At 68.8% G+C, this 17053-nt stretch carries 20 protein-coding genes and 1 pseudogene; 15 read left to right on the plus strand and 6 right to left on the minus strand.

Features of this window, described 5'->3' with window-relative positions; genetic code table 11:
• The 7 genes and pseudogenes from ACWEO7_RS18450 to ACWEO7_RS18480 form a co-directional block, all read left to right on the plus strand.
• Window positions 1-810, plus strand: a pseudogene (locus tag ACWEO7_RS18450) (lytic transglycosylase); the annotation flags it as partial.
• Between the two features lie 114 nt (window positions 811-924).
• The gene (locus ACWEO7_RS18455) at window positions 925-1785 is read left to right on the plus strand and encodes a lytic transglycosylase domain-containing protein (protein ID WP_452424706.1); all 861 of its coding nucleotides are present in this window, start codon (window positions 925-927) and stop codon (window positions 1783-1785) included.
• 19 nt (window positions 1786-1804) lie between these two features.
• Entirely contained in the window at window positions 1805-2941 is a 1137-nt protein-coding gene (locus ACWEO7_RS18460; RefSeq protein WP_452424708.1) for an Mrp/NBP35 family ATP-binding protein, read from the plus strand.
• A 50-nt stretch (window positions 2942-2991) separates the two neighbouring features.
• Entirely contained in the window at window positions 2992-3312 is a 321-nt protein-coding gene (locus ACWEO7_RS18465) for a DivIVA domain-containing protein (RefSeq protein ID WP_039800550.1), read from the plus strand.
• Complete coding sequence (locus ACWEO7_RS18470) at window positions 3309-3902, plus strand: DNA-3-methyladenine glycosylase I (protein WP_364435119.1); 594 nt, start codon at window positions 3309-3311, stop codon at window positions 3900-3902. The genes ACWEO7_RS18465 and ACWEO7_RS18470 overlap by 4 nt, the downstream gene beginning before the upstream one ends.
• Before the next feature lie 140 nt (window positions 3903-4042).
• On the plus strand, window positions 4043-4210 hold the full coding sequence (locus ACWEO7_RS18475) for a DUF3117 domain-containing protein (RefSeq protein ID WP_011211259.1): 168 nt from the start codon (window positions 4043-4045) through the stop codon (window positions 4208-4210).
• A complete protein-coding gene (locus ACWEO7_RS18480) occupies window positions 4211-5086 on the plus strand; it encodes a putative RNA methyltransferase (protein WP_452424710.1) in 876 nt (291 codons plus the stop codon).
• 9 nt (window positions 5087-5095) lie between these two features.
• On the opposite strand, the gene glgA is transcribed toward ACWEO7_RS18480, so the two are convergent.
• A complete protein-coding gene (gene glgA, locus ACWEO7_RS18485) occupies window positions 5096-6250 on the minus strand; it encodes a glycogen synthase (RefSeq protein ID WP_452424815.1) in 1155 nt (384 codons plus the stop codon).
• A 137-nt stretch (window positions 6251-6387) separates the two neighbouring features.
• Between glgA and glgC the strand changes: the two genes are divergently transcribed.
• Entirely contained in the window at window positions 6388-7602 is a 1215-nt protein-coding gene (gene glgC / locus ACWEO7_RS18490; protein WP_452424712.1) for a glucose-1-phosphate adenylyltransferase, read from the plus strand.
• 16 nt (window positions 7603-7618) lie between these two features.
• Here the strand turns inward: glgC and ACWEO7_RS18495 are convergent, their stop codons facing one another.
• From ACWEO7_RS18495 to ACWEO7_RS18505, 3 genes are all read right to left on the minus strand, one after another.
• Window positions 7619-7849, minus strand: a complete 231-nt coding sequence (locus ACWEO7_RS18495) for a hypothetical protein (protein WP_356966614.1) — start codon at window positions 7847-7849, stop codon at window positions 7619-7621.
• 227 nt (window positions 7850-8076) lie between these two features.
• A complete protein-coding gene (locus ACWEO7_RS18500; protein ID WP_355080416.1) occupies window positions 8077-8277 on the minus strand; it encodes a hypothetical protein in 201 nt (66 codons plus the stop codon).
• A gap of 109 nt (window positions 8278-8386) precedes the next feature.
• Window positions 8387-9019, minus strand: a complete 633-nt coding sequence (locus tag ACWEO7_RS18505; protein WP_452424715.1) for an O-methyltransferase — start codon at window positions 9017-9019, stop codon at window positions 8387-8389.
• Window positions 9020-9306: 287 nt separating this feature from the next.
• On the opposite strand from ACWEO7_RS18505, the gene sigE reads away from it, so the two are divergent.
• The 7 genes from sigE to ACWEO7_RS18540 all read left to right on the plus strand — a co-directional run bounded on the left by sigE (window position 9307) and on the right by ACWEO7_RS18540 (window position 14980).
• Window positions 9307-9966, plus strand: coding sequence for an RNA polymerase sigma factor SigE (sigE, locus tag ACWEO7_RS18510; protein ID WP_452424716.1), 660 nt, complete (start codon window positions 9307-9309; stop codon window positions 9964-9966).
• Window positions 9967-10027: 61 nt separating this feature from the next.
• The gene (locus ACWEO7_RS18515) at window positions 10028-10426 is read left to right on the plus strand and encodes a hypothetical protein (protein WP_452424717.1); all 399 of its coding nucleotides are present in this window, start codon (window positions 10028-10030) and stop codon (window positions 10424-10426) included.
• 10 nt (window positions 10427-10436) lie between these two features.
• The gene (locus ACWEO7_RS18520) at window positions 10437-11975 is read left to right on the plus strand and encodes a S1C family serine protease (protein WP_452424719.1); all 1539 of its coding nucleotides are present in this window, start codon (window positions 10437-10439) and stop codon (window positions 11973-11975) included.
• Window positions 11976-12008: 33 nt separating this feature from the next.
• The gene (tatB, locus tag ACWEO7_RS18525; RefSeq protein WP_067804157.1) at window positions 12009-12425 is read left to right on the plus strand and encodes a Sec-independent protein translocase protein TatB; all 417 of its coding nucleotides are present in this window, start codon (window positions 12009-12011) and stop codon (window positions 12423-12425) included.
• 51 nt (window positions 12426-12476) lie between these two features.
• Complete coding sequence (locus ACWEO7_RS18530; RefSeq protein ID WP_355080407.1) at window positions 12477-13334, plus strand: hypothetical protein; 858 nt, start codon at window positions 12477-12479, stop codon at window positions 13332-13334.
• A gap of 341 nt (window positions 13335-13675) precedes the next feature.
• Window positions 13676-14032, plus strand: a complete 357-nt coding sequence (locus ACWEO7_RS18535; RefSeq protein ID WP_452424721.1) for a hypothetical protein — start codon at window positions 13676-13678, stop codon at window positions 14030-14032.
• 612 nt (window positions 14033-14644) lie between these two features.
• On the plus strand, window positions 14645-14980 hold the full coding sequence (locus tag ACWEO7_RS18540) for a hypothetical protein (protein WP_452424722.1): 336 nt from the start codon (window positions 14645-14647) through the stop codon (window positions 14978-14980).
• 28 nt (window positions 14981-15008) lie between these two features.
• Here ACWEO7_RS18540 and ACWEO7_RS18545 read toward each other — a convergent pair whose 3' ends face one another.
• Together ACWEO7_RS18545 and folP are read right to left on the minus strand one after the other, a co-directional pair.
• Window positions 15009-15947 carry a glucosyl-3-phosphoglycerate synthase gene (locus ACWEO7_RS18545; protein WP_452424724.1) on the minus strand — a complete coding sequence of 313 codons (939 nt, stop codon included), beginning with the start codon at window positions 15945-15947 and terminating at the stop codon, window positions 15009-15011.
• Complete coding sequence (gene folP, locus ACWEO7_RS18550) at window positions 15944-16828, minus strand: dihydropteroate synthase (protein ID WP_379255963.1); 885 nt, start codon at window positions 16826-16828, stop codon at window positions 15944-15946. The genes ACWEO7_RS18545 and folP overlap by 4 nt, the downstream gene beginning before the upstream one ends.
• Window positions 16829-17053 lie beyond the last annotated feature (225 nt).

A 17053-nucleotide genomic window follows, 5' to 3' on the forward strand; every position in this document is an offset into this window, starting at 1 on the left:
TCGGGGGGTTTGGATCTGCGGGATCCGGCGCAGGAGTTGCGGGCGGTGTTGCGGTACAACAACTCGATGGCGTATGCGGCGAATGTGTTGAGCTGGGCTCGGGCGTATCGGTCGGGTGGTTCGCCGACGCAGGTGCGGGTGTCGCCGGATCTGGTGGCGCCGGGGTCGTTGCCGCCGGTGGGACCGGGCACGGACATGACCGCGGTGCGCACCACCACCCCGACCACCGATCCGGCCGGACAGTATCGAGCGCCCCGGCCGCGGCCGCAGCCGACGCAGGTGATGATCACGCTTCCCGGTCTGCCGCCGATCCCGTGCGGGATCTTCTGCCCGCCTCCAGCGCCGGTGAATCCCTGTGTCGGGCAATCGGTTCCCGCTCCGATGCCCTTCCCGGACCTACCCGGGACCGCCCGCGTACCGCTCGCACCGCAGCAGCCTTACGGCGCCGCACCGGCCGAGCCGCGCAACCCGGGTTCCACCGATCCCGCCGGGGCGGACAAACCCGCGGAGGCCGCCACAGCGGGACAACCCGCCCCCGCAGGGCAACCCGGCACACAGGACCAGCTCGCCGCCGGATGCGGACAGCCGGACACCACGCTCGCCACCGCCGAACCTGCCCCCATCCCGGGTGACCTACCCGCCCGCGAGAACGAGTCTCGCGCCGAATCCGAACCCGCCACCACCACACCACCCGCACCGGAACCCGAATCGGCGACCGCCGCCGAACCCACACCCACGCCGCCGCCCGGAATCACCCTGCCGTTCGGCATCGTCATTCCCCTTCCCGCGCCACCCGCGCCCCAGCAGTGATTCAAACCTGACATCAGATCACGAAGCAGTAACAAACAGATCTCGGATGCGGTACCCTTCCTCTTGGTTCCATAACAACGGGCTCACAGCGAGCCATGGGAGGGTCACCACACCGTGGGGCGTCATCGAAAACAACCGCCTGCCACCGTTCGACGGAGTTCCGTCATCGCGTTGACCGGATTGGTTCCCGCAGGGCTCGTATCCGTCACGGCCGCCTCCGAGGTAGGCGAGGCAGCGCCTCTCGCGACCGCCGTCCATACGCCGGAAGGCCAGGACGTTCAGGGCGCCGCGCAATCGGTGGTCGAGCCCGTCGCGGGGACCGAATTCCTCGCTCACGCAATGGCCAAGGCCGCGCCCACAGCGACGCCCGTGGTGAAAACCGTTGCGCTGCCCAGTGGTCGGCAGGCCGCCGCCATGCAGGCCGGGCCGCTGGGCGTCCCCGGCATCGCCGTCGCCGCCTATCAGAACGCGGAACGGGTCCTGGCCGCCGAGAACCCGGTGTGCGGCATGCCGTGGTCGCTGCTGGCCGGTATCGGCCGGGTCGAGTCCACCCACGCGTACGGCGGCAAAGCCGACGCCGACGGCAACCCGCTCAGCCCCGTCTACGGCCCCGTGCTGGACGGTTCGCTCAACGGCAACCACGTCGTCCGGGATTCCGACGACGGCGCGCTGGACGGCTTGGACGGCTACGACCGCGCGATCGGCCCGATGCAGTTCCTGCCCGACACCTGGAAGCGCTACGGGGCCGACGGCAACGGCGACGGCATCGCCGATCCGCAGAACCTCTTCGACGCCGCGCTGACGGCGGGGAGGTACCTCTGCGACGGCGGCCTGAACATGCGCGACCTGGCACAACAGTCCAAGGCGATCCTGCGCTACAACCACTCCATGGCGTACGTCGCGAACGTCATGGCATGGGAGACCTCCTACAGCACGGGGGTCGCACCCCGGGCCGGAGACCTGCCCAAAATTTGACACGCCTAAAATTTCGGCCATGCCAGTGGTTACGGAATCGGATGTGCGGGGTGCCCTCGCGAAGGTCGACGACCCGGAGATCCGCAAGCCGATCACCGAGCTGGGCATGGTGAAAAGCGTCGTCATCGGCGCCGATAGCGATGTCCACGTGGAGATCTATCTGACGACGGCGGGCTGCCCCCTGCGCACCGAGATCACGCAGCGGGTGAGCAAGGCCATCGCCGACGTGCCTGGTGTGGGCGCCGTCAGCGTCGACCTCGACGTGATGGACGACGAGCAGCGCACCGCACTGCGCAAGCAGCTGCGCGGCGACTCCGCCGATCCGGTCATCCCCTTCGCCCAGCCCGGCTCGCTGACCCGCGTCTACGCCGTCGCCTCCGGAAAGGGCGGCGTCGGCAAGTCCAGCGTGACGGTGAACCTCGCCGCGGCCATGGCCGCGCGTGGCCTGTCGGTCGGCGTGCTGGACGCGGACATCTACGGTCATTCCATCCCGCGCATGCTCGGCACCGACGCCAGGCCGACGCAGGTGGAGCGGATGATCATGCCGCCGGTCGCGCACGACGTGAAGATGATCTCGATCGCGCAGTTCACCCAGGGAAACACCCCCGTGGTCTGGCGCGGCCCGATGCTGCACCGGGCGTTGCAGCAGTTCCTCGCCGACGTGTTCTGGGGCGACCTCGACATCCTTTTGCTGGATCTGCCGCCGGGCACCGGCGACGTGGCGATCTCCATCGCACAGCTGATCCCGAACGCCGAGATCCTGGTCGTCACCACCCCGCAGCCCGCCGCCGCGGAGGTGGCCGAGCGGGCGGGCGCGATCGCGTTGCAGACCCGGCAGCGCATCGCGGGCGTGGTGGAGAACATGTCCTGGCTGGACCTGCCCGACGGCACCCGGATGGACCTGTACGGCTCCGGCGGCGGGCAGGCCGTCGCCGACCGGCTCACCCGCGCCGTCGGTGCGACCGTGCCGCTGCTCGGCCAGATCCCCATCGAACAGGCGCTGCGCGAAGCGGGCGACGAAGGCACTCCGATCGTGCTGCGCGATCCGGACAACCCGGCCGCCAAGGCCCTGCTGGAGGTCGCCGACAAGCTCGCCGTCCGCCGCCGCGGCCTCGCGGGCATGTCGCTCGGCATCGACACCACCCGGCATTCGTAGGGGGCCACGCCTGAGCCCGCCTGTCGGTGCTCGCGAATAAGCTCGGTCCCATGCTCACCATGCTGTTGTACGTGCTGATCGTCGGCTTGGTCGCCGCGGTGCTGTTCCTACTGGCCAGTGCGGTGTTCGGGCGTGCGGAGGAACTCGGGCCGCTGCCGGAGGGTACGACGGCCACCGTGCTGCCGGTGGAAGGGATCACCGGGGCGGACGTGCGCGCGTTGCGATTCCAGCAGGTGGTGCGCGGCTACAAAGCCGGAGAGGTGGATTGGGCGCTGGCCCGGCTGGCCGCCCGGATCGATGAACTCCAGCACCAGCTGGCCGAGGCGCAGGCCGCGCGATGGCAGACGCCGATCGCGCCGGAGTCGAAATGAGCGCCCTCGCCGACGACGGACTGATCCGCTGCGCGTGGCCGCTGGATTCCCAGCTCTACCGGGACTATCACGACTACGAGTGGGGCAAGCCCCTGCACGGCGACGACGCCTTGTTCGAGCGGCTCTGCTTGGAGGCGTTCCAATCCGGGTTGTCCTGGCTGACCATCCTGCGCAAACGCCCGGCCTTCCGCGCGGCGTTCGCCGATTTCTCGATCGCGCGAGTCGCGGAGTTCGGTGACGACGACGTCGCCCGGCTGATGGCCGACGCGGGCATCGTCCGCAACCGCCTCAAGATCGACGCGGCCATCGCCAACGCACGCGTCGCGCGTGACCTCGACGTCGGCTTGGACGAGTTGCTCTGGTCGTTCGCCCCGCTGCCGCGCCCGCGCCCCCGCTCCGGCGCAGAGGTGCCCGCCACCACGCCCGAATCCACCGCTATGGCAAAAGAATTGAAACGGCGTGGATTCCGGTTCGTCGGACCGACCACGGCGTACGCCCTGATGCAGGCGACCGGAATGGTCGATGATCATGTGGCCGACTGCTGGGTGGGCAGCGCCCGGCCCGAGACGGGCCGACCGGTCACTTTTTGAACTCAGCTATCCGTCCCTATCGGCGATAGGGAAGAATGGGACGGGTGTAGCTCGCCAAACGCCGGCGAGCTCGCTGGTTGGTGACAACTGGAGTTCCAAGAAAGTGCGCAAGGACCGCGCAGATCTGGAGGGAGCAGAGGATGGCGGCCATGAAGCCCCGTACCGGGGACGGTCCCCTCGAGGCAACCAAAGAAGGGCGTGGAATCGTAATGCGGGTTCCACTCGAGGGTGGCGGGCGTTTGGTCGTCGAGCTCACGCCGGACGAAGCAGCGGCGCTCGGTGACGAACTGAAGAGCGTCACGAGCTGAGTGGCCCCGGCTGAGCACTCGGCCCTCGCCGACGCGGCCGACGTCTTGGCCTGCCCGGAATGCCTGCGGGCGCACCGGGACGCCGCGTCGCTCGCGCTCGAACCGCGGGATCGAGCACTGCGCTGCGGTCGCGGCCACAGTTTCGACGTCGCCAGGCAGGGTTACGTCAGCCTGCTGACCGGTGCGTCGACCAAGATGACCGGGGACACCGCGGCCATGCTCGACGCCCGCGCCGCCTTCCAGAGCGAGGGCCACTTCGGGCCGATCGCGGACGCTGTGGCGCGCGCCGCCACGGCGCGCCGGATGGACGGTCCGGTGCTGGAGGTCGGTGCGGGCACCGGCTACTACCTCGCCCGGGCACTCGACGCCGCTCCCCCGGCTGTCGGCATCGGGCTGGACGTGGCCAAACCCGCCGTCCGGCGGTGCGCCCGCGCGCACCCGCGCGCCGCGGCGGTGCTGGCCGACGCGTGGCGCGGGTTGCCGGTCCGCGACGGCGCGCTGGCCTGCGTGCTCTCCGTCTTCGCTCCGCGCAACCCCGGCGAGATCGCCAGGGTGCTCACCGAGGACGGTCGCTTCGTGGTCGCCACACCCACCGAGCGCCATTTGGGCGAACTGATCGAGCCGCTGGACATGGTGCGGGTCGACCCCGACAAGAACAGCAGGCTCGACGCCGCGATGACGGGACATCTCGAACCCGTGGACCGGACATTGATCGAGTATCCGATGACGCTCGCCAGAACCGATGTCGAACATGTGGTCGGCATGGGTCCGTCCGCGCATCACGCGGCCGCGGGAGCGGAGCGTCTCGCGCGGCTGCCGGAGACCGTCGAGGTCACCGCGTCGGTCGTCGTCGGCACCTACCGCCGGGCGGCCTGAACGCCCGGCTCAGCCTTTCCTGACCTCGTCGTAGACCGCGACCGTGCGCGCCGCGATGCGTGACCAGTCGAATTCGGAGATCGCGCGCTCGCGCCCCGCGGCGCCCAGCCGGGCGGACAGCTCCGGATCGCCGGCCACTTCGTTCACGGCGGCGGCGAGTCCGTGCTCGTAGTCCTCGGCGGCGCCCGCGTCGTAGTGCACCAGTCGGCCGTTGCGGTCGTCGACCACCTCGGGGATGCCGCCCACGTCGGAGGCGACCACCGCGGTCGCGCAGGCCATCGCCTCCAGGTTGACGATGCCCAGCGGCTCGTACACCGACGGGCACACGAACAGGGCCGCCGCGGCGAGAATCTGCCGGATCCGCTCGGTCGGCAGCATCTCGCGCACCCAGAACACCCCACCGCGCCGCTGTCGCAGCTCCTGGACCGCCGCGGCGACCTCCTGCGCCAGCTCCGGCGTGTCCGGCGCACCCGCGCACAGGACGAGCTGGATGTCGGGGTCGAAGTCGCGGGCGGCGGCCAGCAGGTGGCCGACGCCCTTCTGGCGGGTGATGCGGCCGACGAAGGCGACGAGGGGAAGGTCGGCCCGCACGCCGAGTTCGGCGAGCACCGACGGCTCATCGCCCGCCGGGGGGCCGGGATGCCAGACCGCCCCGTCGATGCCGTTGTGCACCACGTGCACACGGTCCGGGTCCACCGCGGGGTAGGCGTCGAGCACGTCGTGGCGCATGCCCTCGCTCACCGCGATGACGGCGTCGGCGTGCTCGACGGCGTTGCGCTCCGACCAGGACGAGAGCCGGTAGCCGCCGCCGAGTTGCTCGGCCTTCCACGGCCTGCGCGGCTCCAAGGAATGGGCGGTCAGCACGTGCGGGATGCCGTAGAGGGCCGCGGCCAGATGACCGGCCAAGCCGCTGTACCAGGTATGCGAGTGCACCACGTCCACATCGCCCACCGCGTCGGCCATCCGCAACTGGGCGGACATCATCTGCAGCGCGGCGTTGGCGGCGTAGAGCGACGGATCCGGTTGGTGGACCACGGCATCGGCGCGGTCGACACCCATGCAATGCACGGTCACCTCGCACAGTTGACGCAAATGCGCCGTCAACTGCGTGACGTGCACCCCGGCCCCGCCGTACACCTCGGGCGGATACTCGCGGGTCAGCATCGCGACGCGAAGCCGGTCCCGTTCGCCGGAATCCACCGGCGAACCTCCGCCACTCGTGCCGAAACTCACCGATCCAAACTAAACGTTCGCGTCCGCGGCGGCCACTCACGGGCGCTCCACCCGGTAGTTTGGCAGGTGTGAGGAGCCAGCCGCACGTACTCGGAATCGTGCTCGCCGGTGGTGAGGGCAAGCGACTCTTTCCACTCACGGCCGACCGCGCCAAGCCCGCCGTCCCGTTCGGCGGCGCCTACCGTCTCATCGATTTCGTACTCAGCAATCTGGTCAACGCGGGTTTTCTGCGGCTGTGCGTGCTCACCCAGTACAAGTCGCATTCGCTCGACCGGCACATCTCGCAGACCTGGCGGTTGTCCGGTTTCGCGGGCGAGTACATCACCCCCGTGCCCGCCCAGCAGCGGCTGGGACCGCGCTGGTACACCGGCAGCGCGGACGCGATCCTGCAATCGCTGAACCTGATCTACGACGAGGACCCGGAATACATCGCGGTTTTCGGCGCCGATCACGTCTACCGGATGGACCCGGAGCAGATGGTGCGCCATCACATCGATTCCGGCGCCGGCGTGACCGTGGCAGGCATCCGGGTGCCGCGCAGCCAGGCGAGCGCGTTCGGCTGCATCGACAGCGACGAGTCCGGCCGCATCACGCAGTTCCTGGAGAAGCCCGCGCATCCGCCCGGCACCCCGGACGACCCGAACGTCACGTTCGCGTCCATGGGCAACTACGTCTTCACCACCAAGGTGCTGGTGGACTCGATCCGGGCGGACGCGGACAACTCCGACTCCGACCACGACATGGGCGGCGACATCATCCCGGCCCTCGTCGCGGCGGGGCAGGCCGGTGTCTACGACTTCGCCGACAACGACGTGCCGGGCGCCACCGACCGCGACCGCGGCTACTGGCGCGATGTCGGGACCATCGACGCGTTCTACGACGCGCACATGGACCTGGTCTCGGTGCATCCGGTGTTCAATCTCTACAACCGTCACTGGCCGATCCGCGGGGCGGCCGAGAACCTTCCTCCCGCCAAGTTCGCCCAGGGCGGGCTGGCGCAGGAATGCATCGTGGGCGCGGGCAGCATCCTGTCGGCCGCCACCGTCCGCAATTCGGTGCTCAGCGGCAACGTCATGGTCGACGACGGCGCCACCGTCGAGGGGTGCGTGCTCATGCCCGGCGTGCGGATCGGGCGCGGCGCGGTGGTGCGGCACGCCATTCTGGACAAGAACGTCGTCGTCGGCGAGGGCGAGATCATCGGGGTGGACCTGGCGCGCGACCGCAGCCGCTTCGCCGTGAGCAACGGCGGTGTCGTCACGGTCGGCAAGGGCGTCTGGGTGTAGTACCGCCTGGACTGGGCTAGGGCGCGCCCGGCTCGGGCGCGGGCGAATTGATGCAGAACGGCGCGCAAGGACCCGGGGTGCGTGGCACGGTGGATTTCGAGGCGCCACCGAAATCGGCGGTACTCACCAAATAGACCACCAGCACGGCGAACAACAGCACCGCGGCGAAAGCGATCATGGTCCGGCCCCAGTGAATCGGCTTCGGACGACGCTCGTCTTCGTCCCAGAGAAACATCATCATCACCATGCCGCACCCGCCTCCGGATCCACTCGGAACATGACTTCCACCAGTATCGGGGATCTTCGGTCTTTCGCGGCATCATGCGCCGAACCGTGCTCGTTCGGTGGCTGTTTCGCGCATGCCGCCGGGTGGTGCGGTTGCGATGAGAAACGGCACCGCGGCCAGGGATTCCGGAAAAGCTTCGGCAGCAGGCCTATTCGGCCGGATTACGCGCGCGGGCGACGGCGGCGGGATTACGGGGCCGGCGGGGCGACGTTCTGGGTGCAGAACGGCTCACAGGGACCGGGCGTCGGCGTGGTTTTCGCCGGGCCGGTGTCGAAATCGGTGTTGCTCACCACCACCATCACCAGCACCGCTCCCAGAATCACGAGCAGCAGGGCCATCATCGTCGGCCGCAACCAACTCGTGCGCCGTTCGGTCACGACTTCCCCCATAGCCGCTACTTCGAGGGGTGTTAGTTCACGCATAACTGTTTTCCTCACTGAGTTCTTTCTCAGCGCATACCCCGGATTCCGGGGTGGAATCAGACTGCCGCGCGAATCGCTAACCGCGTGAGGCACAGAGCAATCCGTCGCCGACCGGAATCAGCACACAGGTGAGTTCCGGATTCTCCGCGATGGCGCGGGTGGCGGCGCGCACCGCCTGTGTGGCCGGATCACGTTGCGCCGGATCGGGTACGCGCCCGCCCAGCAGCGCGTTGTGCAGCAGGATGGCGCCGCCGTCGCGCAACAGCCGCACGGCCTGAGCGACGTACTCCGGGTGCTCCAGCGGCGCGGCGTCGATGAAGACCAGGTCGTAGGCGCCGTCGGCCAGCCGGGGCAGCACGTCCAGCGCCCGCCCGTTGATCAGGCGGGTGCGCGCTGGCGGGACGTCGGCGGCGCGGAACGCCTCCTTGGCCGCGCGCTGATGTTCCGGCTCCCAATCGATGGTGGTGAGCGTGCCGTCCTCGCGCATGCCGTCGAGCAGCCACAGACCGCTGATGCCCGCGCCGGTGCCGACCTCGACCACCGCGCGCGCACCGAGCAACTGCGCGTACATGCTCAGCAGCGCACCCACCGAGGGCGGCACGGGTATCGCGCCGAGTTCGGCGGCCCGTTCCCGCGCGCTGACGAGGATTTCGTCTTCCACGACGGATTCCTCCACATAGGCGAGATTCCGCTCCAGATTCGATGCCACGGGTATGAGGCTAACGCCGGGCGGGTGATCTCGGCGTTCCGGACAACACGCGCCGCCCGCCATTTCCGCCGCCGGTTTTCTCAGGTGACCCTCAGCATCTCCATAACCCGGCCATATCAGGACCAGAAAGAGTATGGGCAACGCAAGACCACCGACCGTGCCTTAACACGGGAGCGGGAACAACGACATACCGGTTGTCGGTTGTATCCGTACGTGACGGACCGTAGACCCGGCCCCGAGCGAGTTCCCGACGTTTGCGGTCCCTAGTAGGAGGTAGCCCCATCCACATGGTCGATGCGGCGCGCGAATACGCCACCCTGCCCGAGCAGATCCTGCCGGTCGAGGCCGAGTCCGCCGAGGACGCGGTCGAGCTGACCGGGACTGCTGCCTTCGATGCCACCGGTGACCGGACGGCGATGCCCACGTGGGACGAACTCGTCCGCGAGCACGCGGACCGGGTCTATCGCCTGGCCTACCGACTCTCCGGCGACGCACAGGACGCGGAGGACCTCACCCAGGAGACGTTCATCCGGGTGTTCCGTTCGCTGTCGAATTACCAACCGGGCACCTTCGAGGGATGGCTGCACCGCATCACCACCAACCTGTTCCTGGACATGGTGCGCCGCCGCAACCGGATCAGGATGGAAGCGCTGCCCGAGGACTACGACCGGGTGCCCGCCGAGGGCCCGGGGCCGGAACAGGCCTACCACGATGCCCGGCTGGATCCCGACCTGCAATCGGCCCTGGATTCGCTCGCGCCGGAGTTCCGCGCGGCCGTGGTCCTGTGCGATATCGAGGGGCTGTCCTACGAGGAGATCGGCGCTACGCTCGGCGTGAAACTGGGCACTGTGCGCAGTCGGATCCACCGTGGACGCCAAGCCCTGCGCGACTACCTTGCGCATAATGGAAGTGAGCAGCGGTTCGCCGCTGACGCGAACATAGGGTGATTCGTCGGAAGCCGGTATCGCCCGAACATCGGTCGATGTCGGTTGGAAGGGTGAGCACCGAATGAGTGGCGACTTCAGCACGTCCGGTCGTCGTCCGCCCCGTTTTCGCCCCACCGAGCATCTGGCGAGCGAGGCGATCGCGGCGTACGTGGACGGTGAGTTGCGGATGAACGCCTACCTGCGTGCCGCTCAGCACCTCTCGCTGTGTCCAGAATGCGCGGCCGAGGTCGATGCCCAGCAACAGGCGCGCATCGCACTGCGGCATGCAGACCAGGTCGCGATTCCGACCGGGCTGCACGACAGCCTGACCAGGATTCCCCTCGCGGAGTTGCCGGGCGGCGCGTCCAGTGGTCGGACGCCCTCCTCGACCTCCGGTCAGTCCGGGCGTAACGAAGCGGTTTTCGGGTTTCTGACCGATTCGTTCACCGCGACCCGGTGGACCACGTGGTGGCGCAAGTAGAGTTTCCCGAGTGACCACCGAATCGACGAATTCCGGATCGGCCGACACCTCGGATTCGGCGGCCAACCGCGGGAATCTCCGTCCACCGGACGCGCCCGTGCTCGGTCCGCGCCCGGTCTACCGGCCCCATGTCGACACGCACACGGCGCGGGCCTTCCGCAGACCGTCCGGCCTGTCCGGTTCGTTCGCCGAGCCGCTGCCACTTCGTAAGGCGGGCGCGGCGCCGCAATCCGGTCCCGAACTGCAGAACCGTCCGCCCGACGCGGTGCTGGCCGAGGCTTTCGGCCGTCCAGAAGGCTCCAGCGAGCTCCTGCAGCGCGATCCCGACGCGGCCGGTGGCCAGGCTCCCGCCGCCGGACCGGCCGATCCATGGCGTGACCCGGAGGCGGTCGCGCGCCTCGGAGCCCCCGCGGTGCCCACACCCAAACCGCAGGCGCTGCCGCGGGCCGAGAAGCTCAGCGCCCGCGAAGTGCTGTTCGGCTCCCGTGTCGCGCCCAAGGCGCTGGCCATGCTCGCGCTCGTCGCACTCGTCATCGGCCTGCTCGGCGGGCTGGTCGGCCGCCTGACCGCGGAAACCGCCTCGACGCTCACCTCCCGCAAGGTGGCCCTCGAACAGGGCGGCGACGGCACCCGCCCGCACGGCCTGATCGCACAGGTCGCCAACGCCGTGCTGCCCTCGGTCGTCTCCATCCGCGTGACCGTCGGTGAGAACGGCGCGACCGGCTCCGGCGTGGTGATCGACGGCGGCGGCTACGTCGTCACCAACAACCACGTCGTCTCGATGGCCGCCCAGGACAAGACCAACCGATCCGCGATCCAGGTGCAGTTCTCCGACGGCACCAGGGTGCCCGCCCAGATCGTCGGCCGCGACCCGAAGACCGATCTGGCCGTCCTGAAGGTCGATGTGAAGAATCTCACCGTCGCCCAGCTCGGCAAATCCGGCAACGTGCAGGTCGGCGACGACGTGCTGGCCATCGGATCGCCGCTCGGCCTGAGCAAGACGGTCACCTCCGGCATCGTCAGCGCCTTGCACCGCCCGGTGAAACTGGAGGGCGAGGGCAGCGACACGAAGGCCGTGATCGACGCCGTGCAGACCGACGCGTCGATCAACCCGGGTAACTCCGGTGGCGCTCTGGTGGATATGGACGGCCGCGTCATCGGCATCAACACCGCCATCCGCAGCGAGACCGGCGGCTCGGTCGGCCTCGGCTTCGCCATCCCGGTCGACAAGATGATCGAAGTCGCGCAGACCTTGATCCGCGACGGCGTCGTGCACCATCCGACCATCGGTCTGAGCGCGCGCACCAAGCAGGTTGCCAACGAGGTCATGAGCGGCGCGGCGGTGGCCGATGTCGCGCCGGGCGGCCCCGCCGCACGGGCCGGGATCGTCGAGGGTGACGTGATCGTCAAGGTCGGCGACCGCGAGGTCACAGGTCCGGACGAACTGGTCGTCGCGGTGCAGTCCCGGAAGATCGGCGAGACGGTGAACGTGCAGTTGATCCGAGATGGCAGGCAGGTGGACGTGCCGGTGACCCTGGAATCCGACTGAACCGCTGGTCGGAGCGCCAGGTAGCCTGGTTACGTGTTCAGCAACATCGGCTGGAGCGAGATGGTCATCCTGCTCGTCGCCGCCCTCGTGATTCTCGGCCCGGAGCGCTTGCCCGGTGCCGTGCGCTGGACCACGCGCAGCCTGCGGCAGGTGCGCGATTACGCGAGTGGCGCCACGTCCCAGCTGAAAGAGGAGTTGGGGCCGGAGTTCGAGGATCTGCGTAAACCGCTGGCCGACCTGAACCAACTGCGCGGTATGACGCCGCGGGCGATGGTGACCAAACATCTTCTCAACGGCGATGATTCGCTGTTCCGGGATTTCGACAGCGCGCTGCCCGATCCCAAGGACCTGTACAGCACGAACAGCGGGATGCCGGACTATCCGATGCCCAAGTTGGATAAGCCGTTGGAGCGCAACGAACGTCCTCCGATCGACACCGACGCCACCTGAACGTCAAGAAGACTAGACGCATTGAGCTGTTCAGCTGTCTAGACTTCGCACATGTCGGCCGATGACGTGGCGCGCGTGTTCGCGATCGAGGACAAGGTCGAGCGACTGAAGGCGGCCACCGACGGGGTGGCGGCGGCCCAGCAGACCATCAACGAACTGACCAGGATTCGGCGTGCCGTGATCCGGGAGCTCCACGCCGAAGGCTGGACGTTCGCCAGAATCGGTGCGGCGGCCGGGCTTTCCCGAGCCCGTATCCACCAGGTGAGTACGCAGGGACCCGCGCCGGAAGGACTGTTCTTCGGGCACGGCTCGCTCACCGTGCTCGTCCCTGAGGTGCGTGCGGGGCGGGTGATCGGCGCGCCGGATCCCGCGGCGCCGCAACGATTGGCCGAGCTGCTACGCGAACTCGGTTTCAGCGTTGCGGTCGAGCATTTCCTACCGGGCCGTCCGGTCGATCTGCGGCGGGACGGCTTGATCGTGTTGGGCGGGCCGGAACTGTCCCCGAGCTTGCGTCAGTTGGTCGCCGCGGACCCACGATTGCGCCGCGCCGTGGCCAGAATGGGTGACGCGCGCCGGGGCATCGAGGACCGGGCGGCCCGGCGGGTCTACCGGCCGGGCGGACCCGAACCGCACGACATCGCCTACCTGGGCAGGCTTCCCAGGCCCGACGGGCGGGGCAGCGTACTGATGATCGATGGCATGCATCCGCCGGGCTCGCTCGGCGCGATCCGGCTGCTCGCCACCCGGCTGGCCACCCTGCACGAACGAGCGAGCAATCACCTGTTCTCCGTGCTGATCGCCTGTCGCTTCGACCGCGCCACCGGCGAACCGCTGGAGGCCGAGTTGCTCACGCCGGTCTACCGCCACGATCCCGAGAACAGGTCGCCCGCAACGGGTCTGCGCCGCTGATCCGCGACTGGGCAAAGGCGCTGCGGATCCGCCCCGAGCTGCCCGGCGCGTCGGACATACTGACACAACGGGTTTCAGCAAATATCTGGTCATCATGACCGAGCGCAGAACGCGCGCAATCAGTGCAGCAGCGGAAATGACTCGAGCCGCCGAACGGGTAGCACTGCCTCCGCTGATCACCTGGTCACAGCGGCTCCGTCGATTCAGGAAAGCAGCCGCACATTATGTGTCCCAGGTCACCACCCCTCTCCCGAGTGTGTTCATACGCGGATGATTGAATAGCTGGACGATAACCGCTCTCCGAGAAACGGCCGCGTGAGGCGTCCGGCAAGGAGGAAATCGTGAATCCGCTATTGCTGATCGGCGGGGCCGTCCTGGCGGTGGGCCTGGTCGGCCTGATCATCAGTGTGCTGCTGCGGCCGACCGGGTCGAAGGCTCATGTGACCGTCGCCGATCTCCAGGCCCGGCTCGCGCGGGAGCAGTCGGCTCCGTCACCCGAGGCGGACGGCCCGGTGGACGGTGAACCGGAATCCGGCTCGCCGGATACCGCCGACGCCGAGTCGGTCGATCCCGGGCGCGAGGAACGCGAGCAATCCGGCGCCGATGCCGACGAGCCCGGCGACGCAGCCGCGGATTCGGCGCCCGAGGACGAGGCGAACCAGGTACTCCTGCCGGATCATCGTCGCCGCAACCAATAGCCTCCGGTTAACCAGCGACCGGCACAGCGGAAATTCACCGATTTCTCGGGCTCAACGCGCTGCGGCCGGACCACATGCGCGAAGCACCGGCTCCAAGCGCGCGGTACTCGGGTAATTGCTCACCCTGCTGTCGCACGCGTCGGTCACGTCGGCACACGTAGTAGAACGATCAGCGCCGGACCCCGGGAGCTCGGAGCCGCGTCGACCGGTCCCGCGTCCACGGCCACAGGTCGTCGGATACGCCGAGGCAGTCGTTCTGACGTCGGGGCAAAAGTGCGGAACAGCGACGGGAACTCGACGCGCGGACGAGACGGCCATCTCCCTCGTCGCCCAGGTTCCGGCCGAGCGCGGCGGCACTCCACTTCCCCGACGCAGCGCATCGAGGGGACCCATCCACCGCTGATCAGGCGGGTTGGACCGCCGGTCGGCGGGAATAACCGGCCACAGAGCCGCACATACCGGTCGGCGCCGCGTCCAATCCCACTTGCACGACGCGCTCACTCGGCCCACACTTGATTTGCTGAAAATTAACTGCACGTTGGTGACGGTGCGTTGCGCTTCGGCCCCGCCACGTTCTGCCCCGGCCCGCCCCACCGAGAGGAGAAATGCGCCGTGACCGCCACCCAGATCGCCGTCCTCTGCTCGCTCGTCGGCGCGGCGAGCCTGCTCGCCACCGTCGGGTTGCTGCACGGACCGGCGAACCGGCGGCGCCGGGTCGGCGTCACCGAGCACGTGATCGCGGAACAACTGCCCGTCCCCGCGCTCCCGGTCTGTCCGATCGGCAGGCCGCAGCGACTACCCGTCGAGCCGTTGACGGTGGCGGAGGCGCACGAACTCATGCAGCGGCACCGGATCTGTGAACCCTCCGAGTGCGTCTACAAGTACGCGGCCTTCCGGACTCTGATCGAGGCGGGATACATGCGCGACCCGCATGCGGAAGGGGCCTGACCACATCCGCATGCGGCGCGAGAACGGATCAGGCCGCGGCGCAGGCGGGCCGGAGGGTGTTCATCGGCGGGCGGTCCAGCAGGGAGACCTCGGTGCGGTGCGCGGTGAACTCGTCGCCGACCAGCGGGAACTGGGTCAGTGCGGCGCCGGAGTCCTGGATACCGCTGCGACCGAGCACGGTGCCGATGATCTGGCGGCTCATCACCCCCAGGTCGGCCAGCGGGCGGTTGCGATGCGTGCGCACACCCAGGTTGACCTGACCGATCGCGGACATGCCGAGCCGGTCGTAGGTGTCGAGCAACAGCCCGATCTCCACCCCGTAGCCCGGGGCGAACGGCACCGAGGTGAGCAGTTCGCGGGTGCCCGCGTACTCACCGCCGAGCGGCTGCAACACCTGCGACAGCTCCGGTCGCAGCGCGGCCAGCAGGGGCCGGGCGACCAGTTCGGTGACGCGGCCGCCGCCGTGCGCGTCCACCGCGCCGCCTTGCCGCAACGGCCTGCGGTAATACGCTTTGGCCAGGTGCATGTCGTCCACCGTGAGCAGCGGACCGAGCAGCTTCGGCACGAAGGCGGGATCCGGGTCGATGAGGTCGGAGTCGACGAAGGCGATCAGATCGCCGCTGGTCACCGCCAGCGAGCGCCACAGCACCTCGCCCTTGCCCGCAACCGGCTCCAGCTCCGGAACCGCCTGCTCGCGGCTGATCACCTCGGCGCCCGCGGCGCGGGCCCGCTCCGCGGTGGCGTCGGTCGAGCCGGAGTCCAGCACGATCAGCTCGTCCACCAGCGTGCCGAGCAGCGGCCGGATGCTGGCCACCACGTCGGCCACGGTCCGTTCTTCGTTCAGCGCGGGCAGCACCACCGACACGGTGCGCCCGGCTTTCGCGGAGACGAGTTCGTCCACGCGCCAGTTCGGGGTGTCCCAGGTATTGGTCGTCGCCCAGGCGGGCTCACGGTGTTGAAATGTCATGCCAGACCTCGCAAGGTTCGCGCGGGGGGCCGGATGCCCTGGATAGCGGCGATCATGTCCACGACCCGCCGGGTCGCTGCGACTTCGTGGACACGAAAGACTCTGGCGCCTGCCGCCGCCGACCACGCTGTCGCCGCCAATGTGCCCTCCAGCCGTTCGGAAAGACCGACACCTAGAGTCTCCCCGATGAAATCCTTGTTGCTCAGCGCCATCAAGACTGGCCATCCGGTTTTAACAAGAACGTCGACTCGGCGCAACAGTTCGAGACCGTGATAAGTGTTTTTGCCGAAATCATGCGTCGGATCGATCAGGATCGAATCCCGGCGCACTCCCGCGGCGAGCGCTTCCTCGGCGGCCCGCACCACCGTTTCGGTGACCTCCTCCACCACGTCGGTGTAGCGGACGCGGTGCGGCCTGGTGCGCGGCACCGCGCCACCGGTATGGCTGCACACCACACCCGCACCGTGCGCGGCGGCCACCGGAACGAGATCGGGGTCGGCGCCGGCCCAGGTGTCGTTGATCAGATCCGCCCCCTCGCCCACCGCCGCCAGCGCAACATCGGCGCGCCAGGTGTCGACGCTGATCAGTAGCTCCGGGTACTTCGCGCGAATGGCCGCGACGAACGGCACCACCCGGCGCGTCTCCTCGGCCGCGTCCACCGAATCACCCGGCCCGGCTTTCACCCCGCCGATGTCGACGAGATCGGCGCCCTCGTCCACCGCGCGCGCCACGGCATCCATGGCCGCCGCATCGGTGAACGTGGCGCCGCGGTCGTAGAACGAGTCCGGGGTGCGGTTCACGATCGCCATCACGAGCGCCCGATCCGTCGCCACCGGCCGCCCGCACAGCGTGGGAAGCGGCGCCGCGGTCGAGCTGAACATGTCGCTCTCCCGCCTCTCCGCGAATCAGGCCGTACAAATCAGGAGACAGGGATCGCGGACAGGTCGTGTCGCCGGGGCATGGGCGGACCCGACGAGTAACCCGTGTGCTCGCGAAACCAGTGGTCTCCTAATTCTCAGACCGTACCAGTCGAGTGCCACAAGATCAGCCCGCAGTCCTGCGGCGGAGGTGGGGGAACCACCGCCACCAGGCTCTTTGCGGAGATG

It is taken from the genome of Nocardia sp. NPDC004260 (assembly GCF_053603155.1).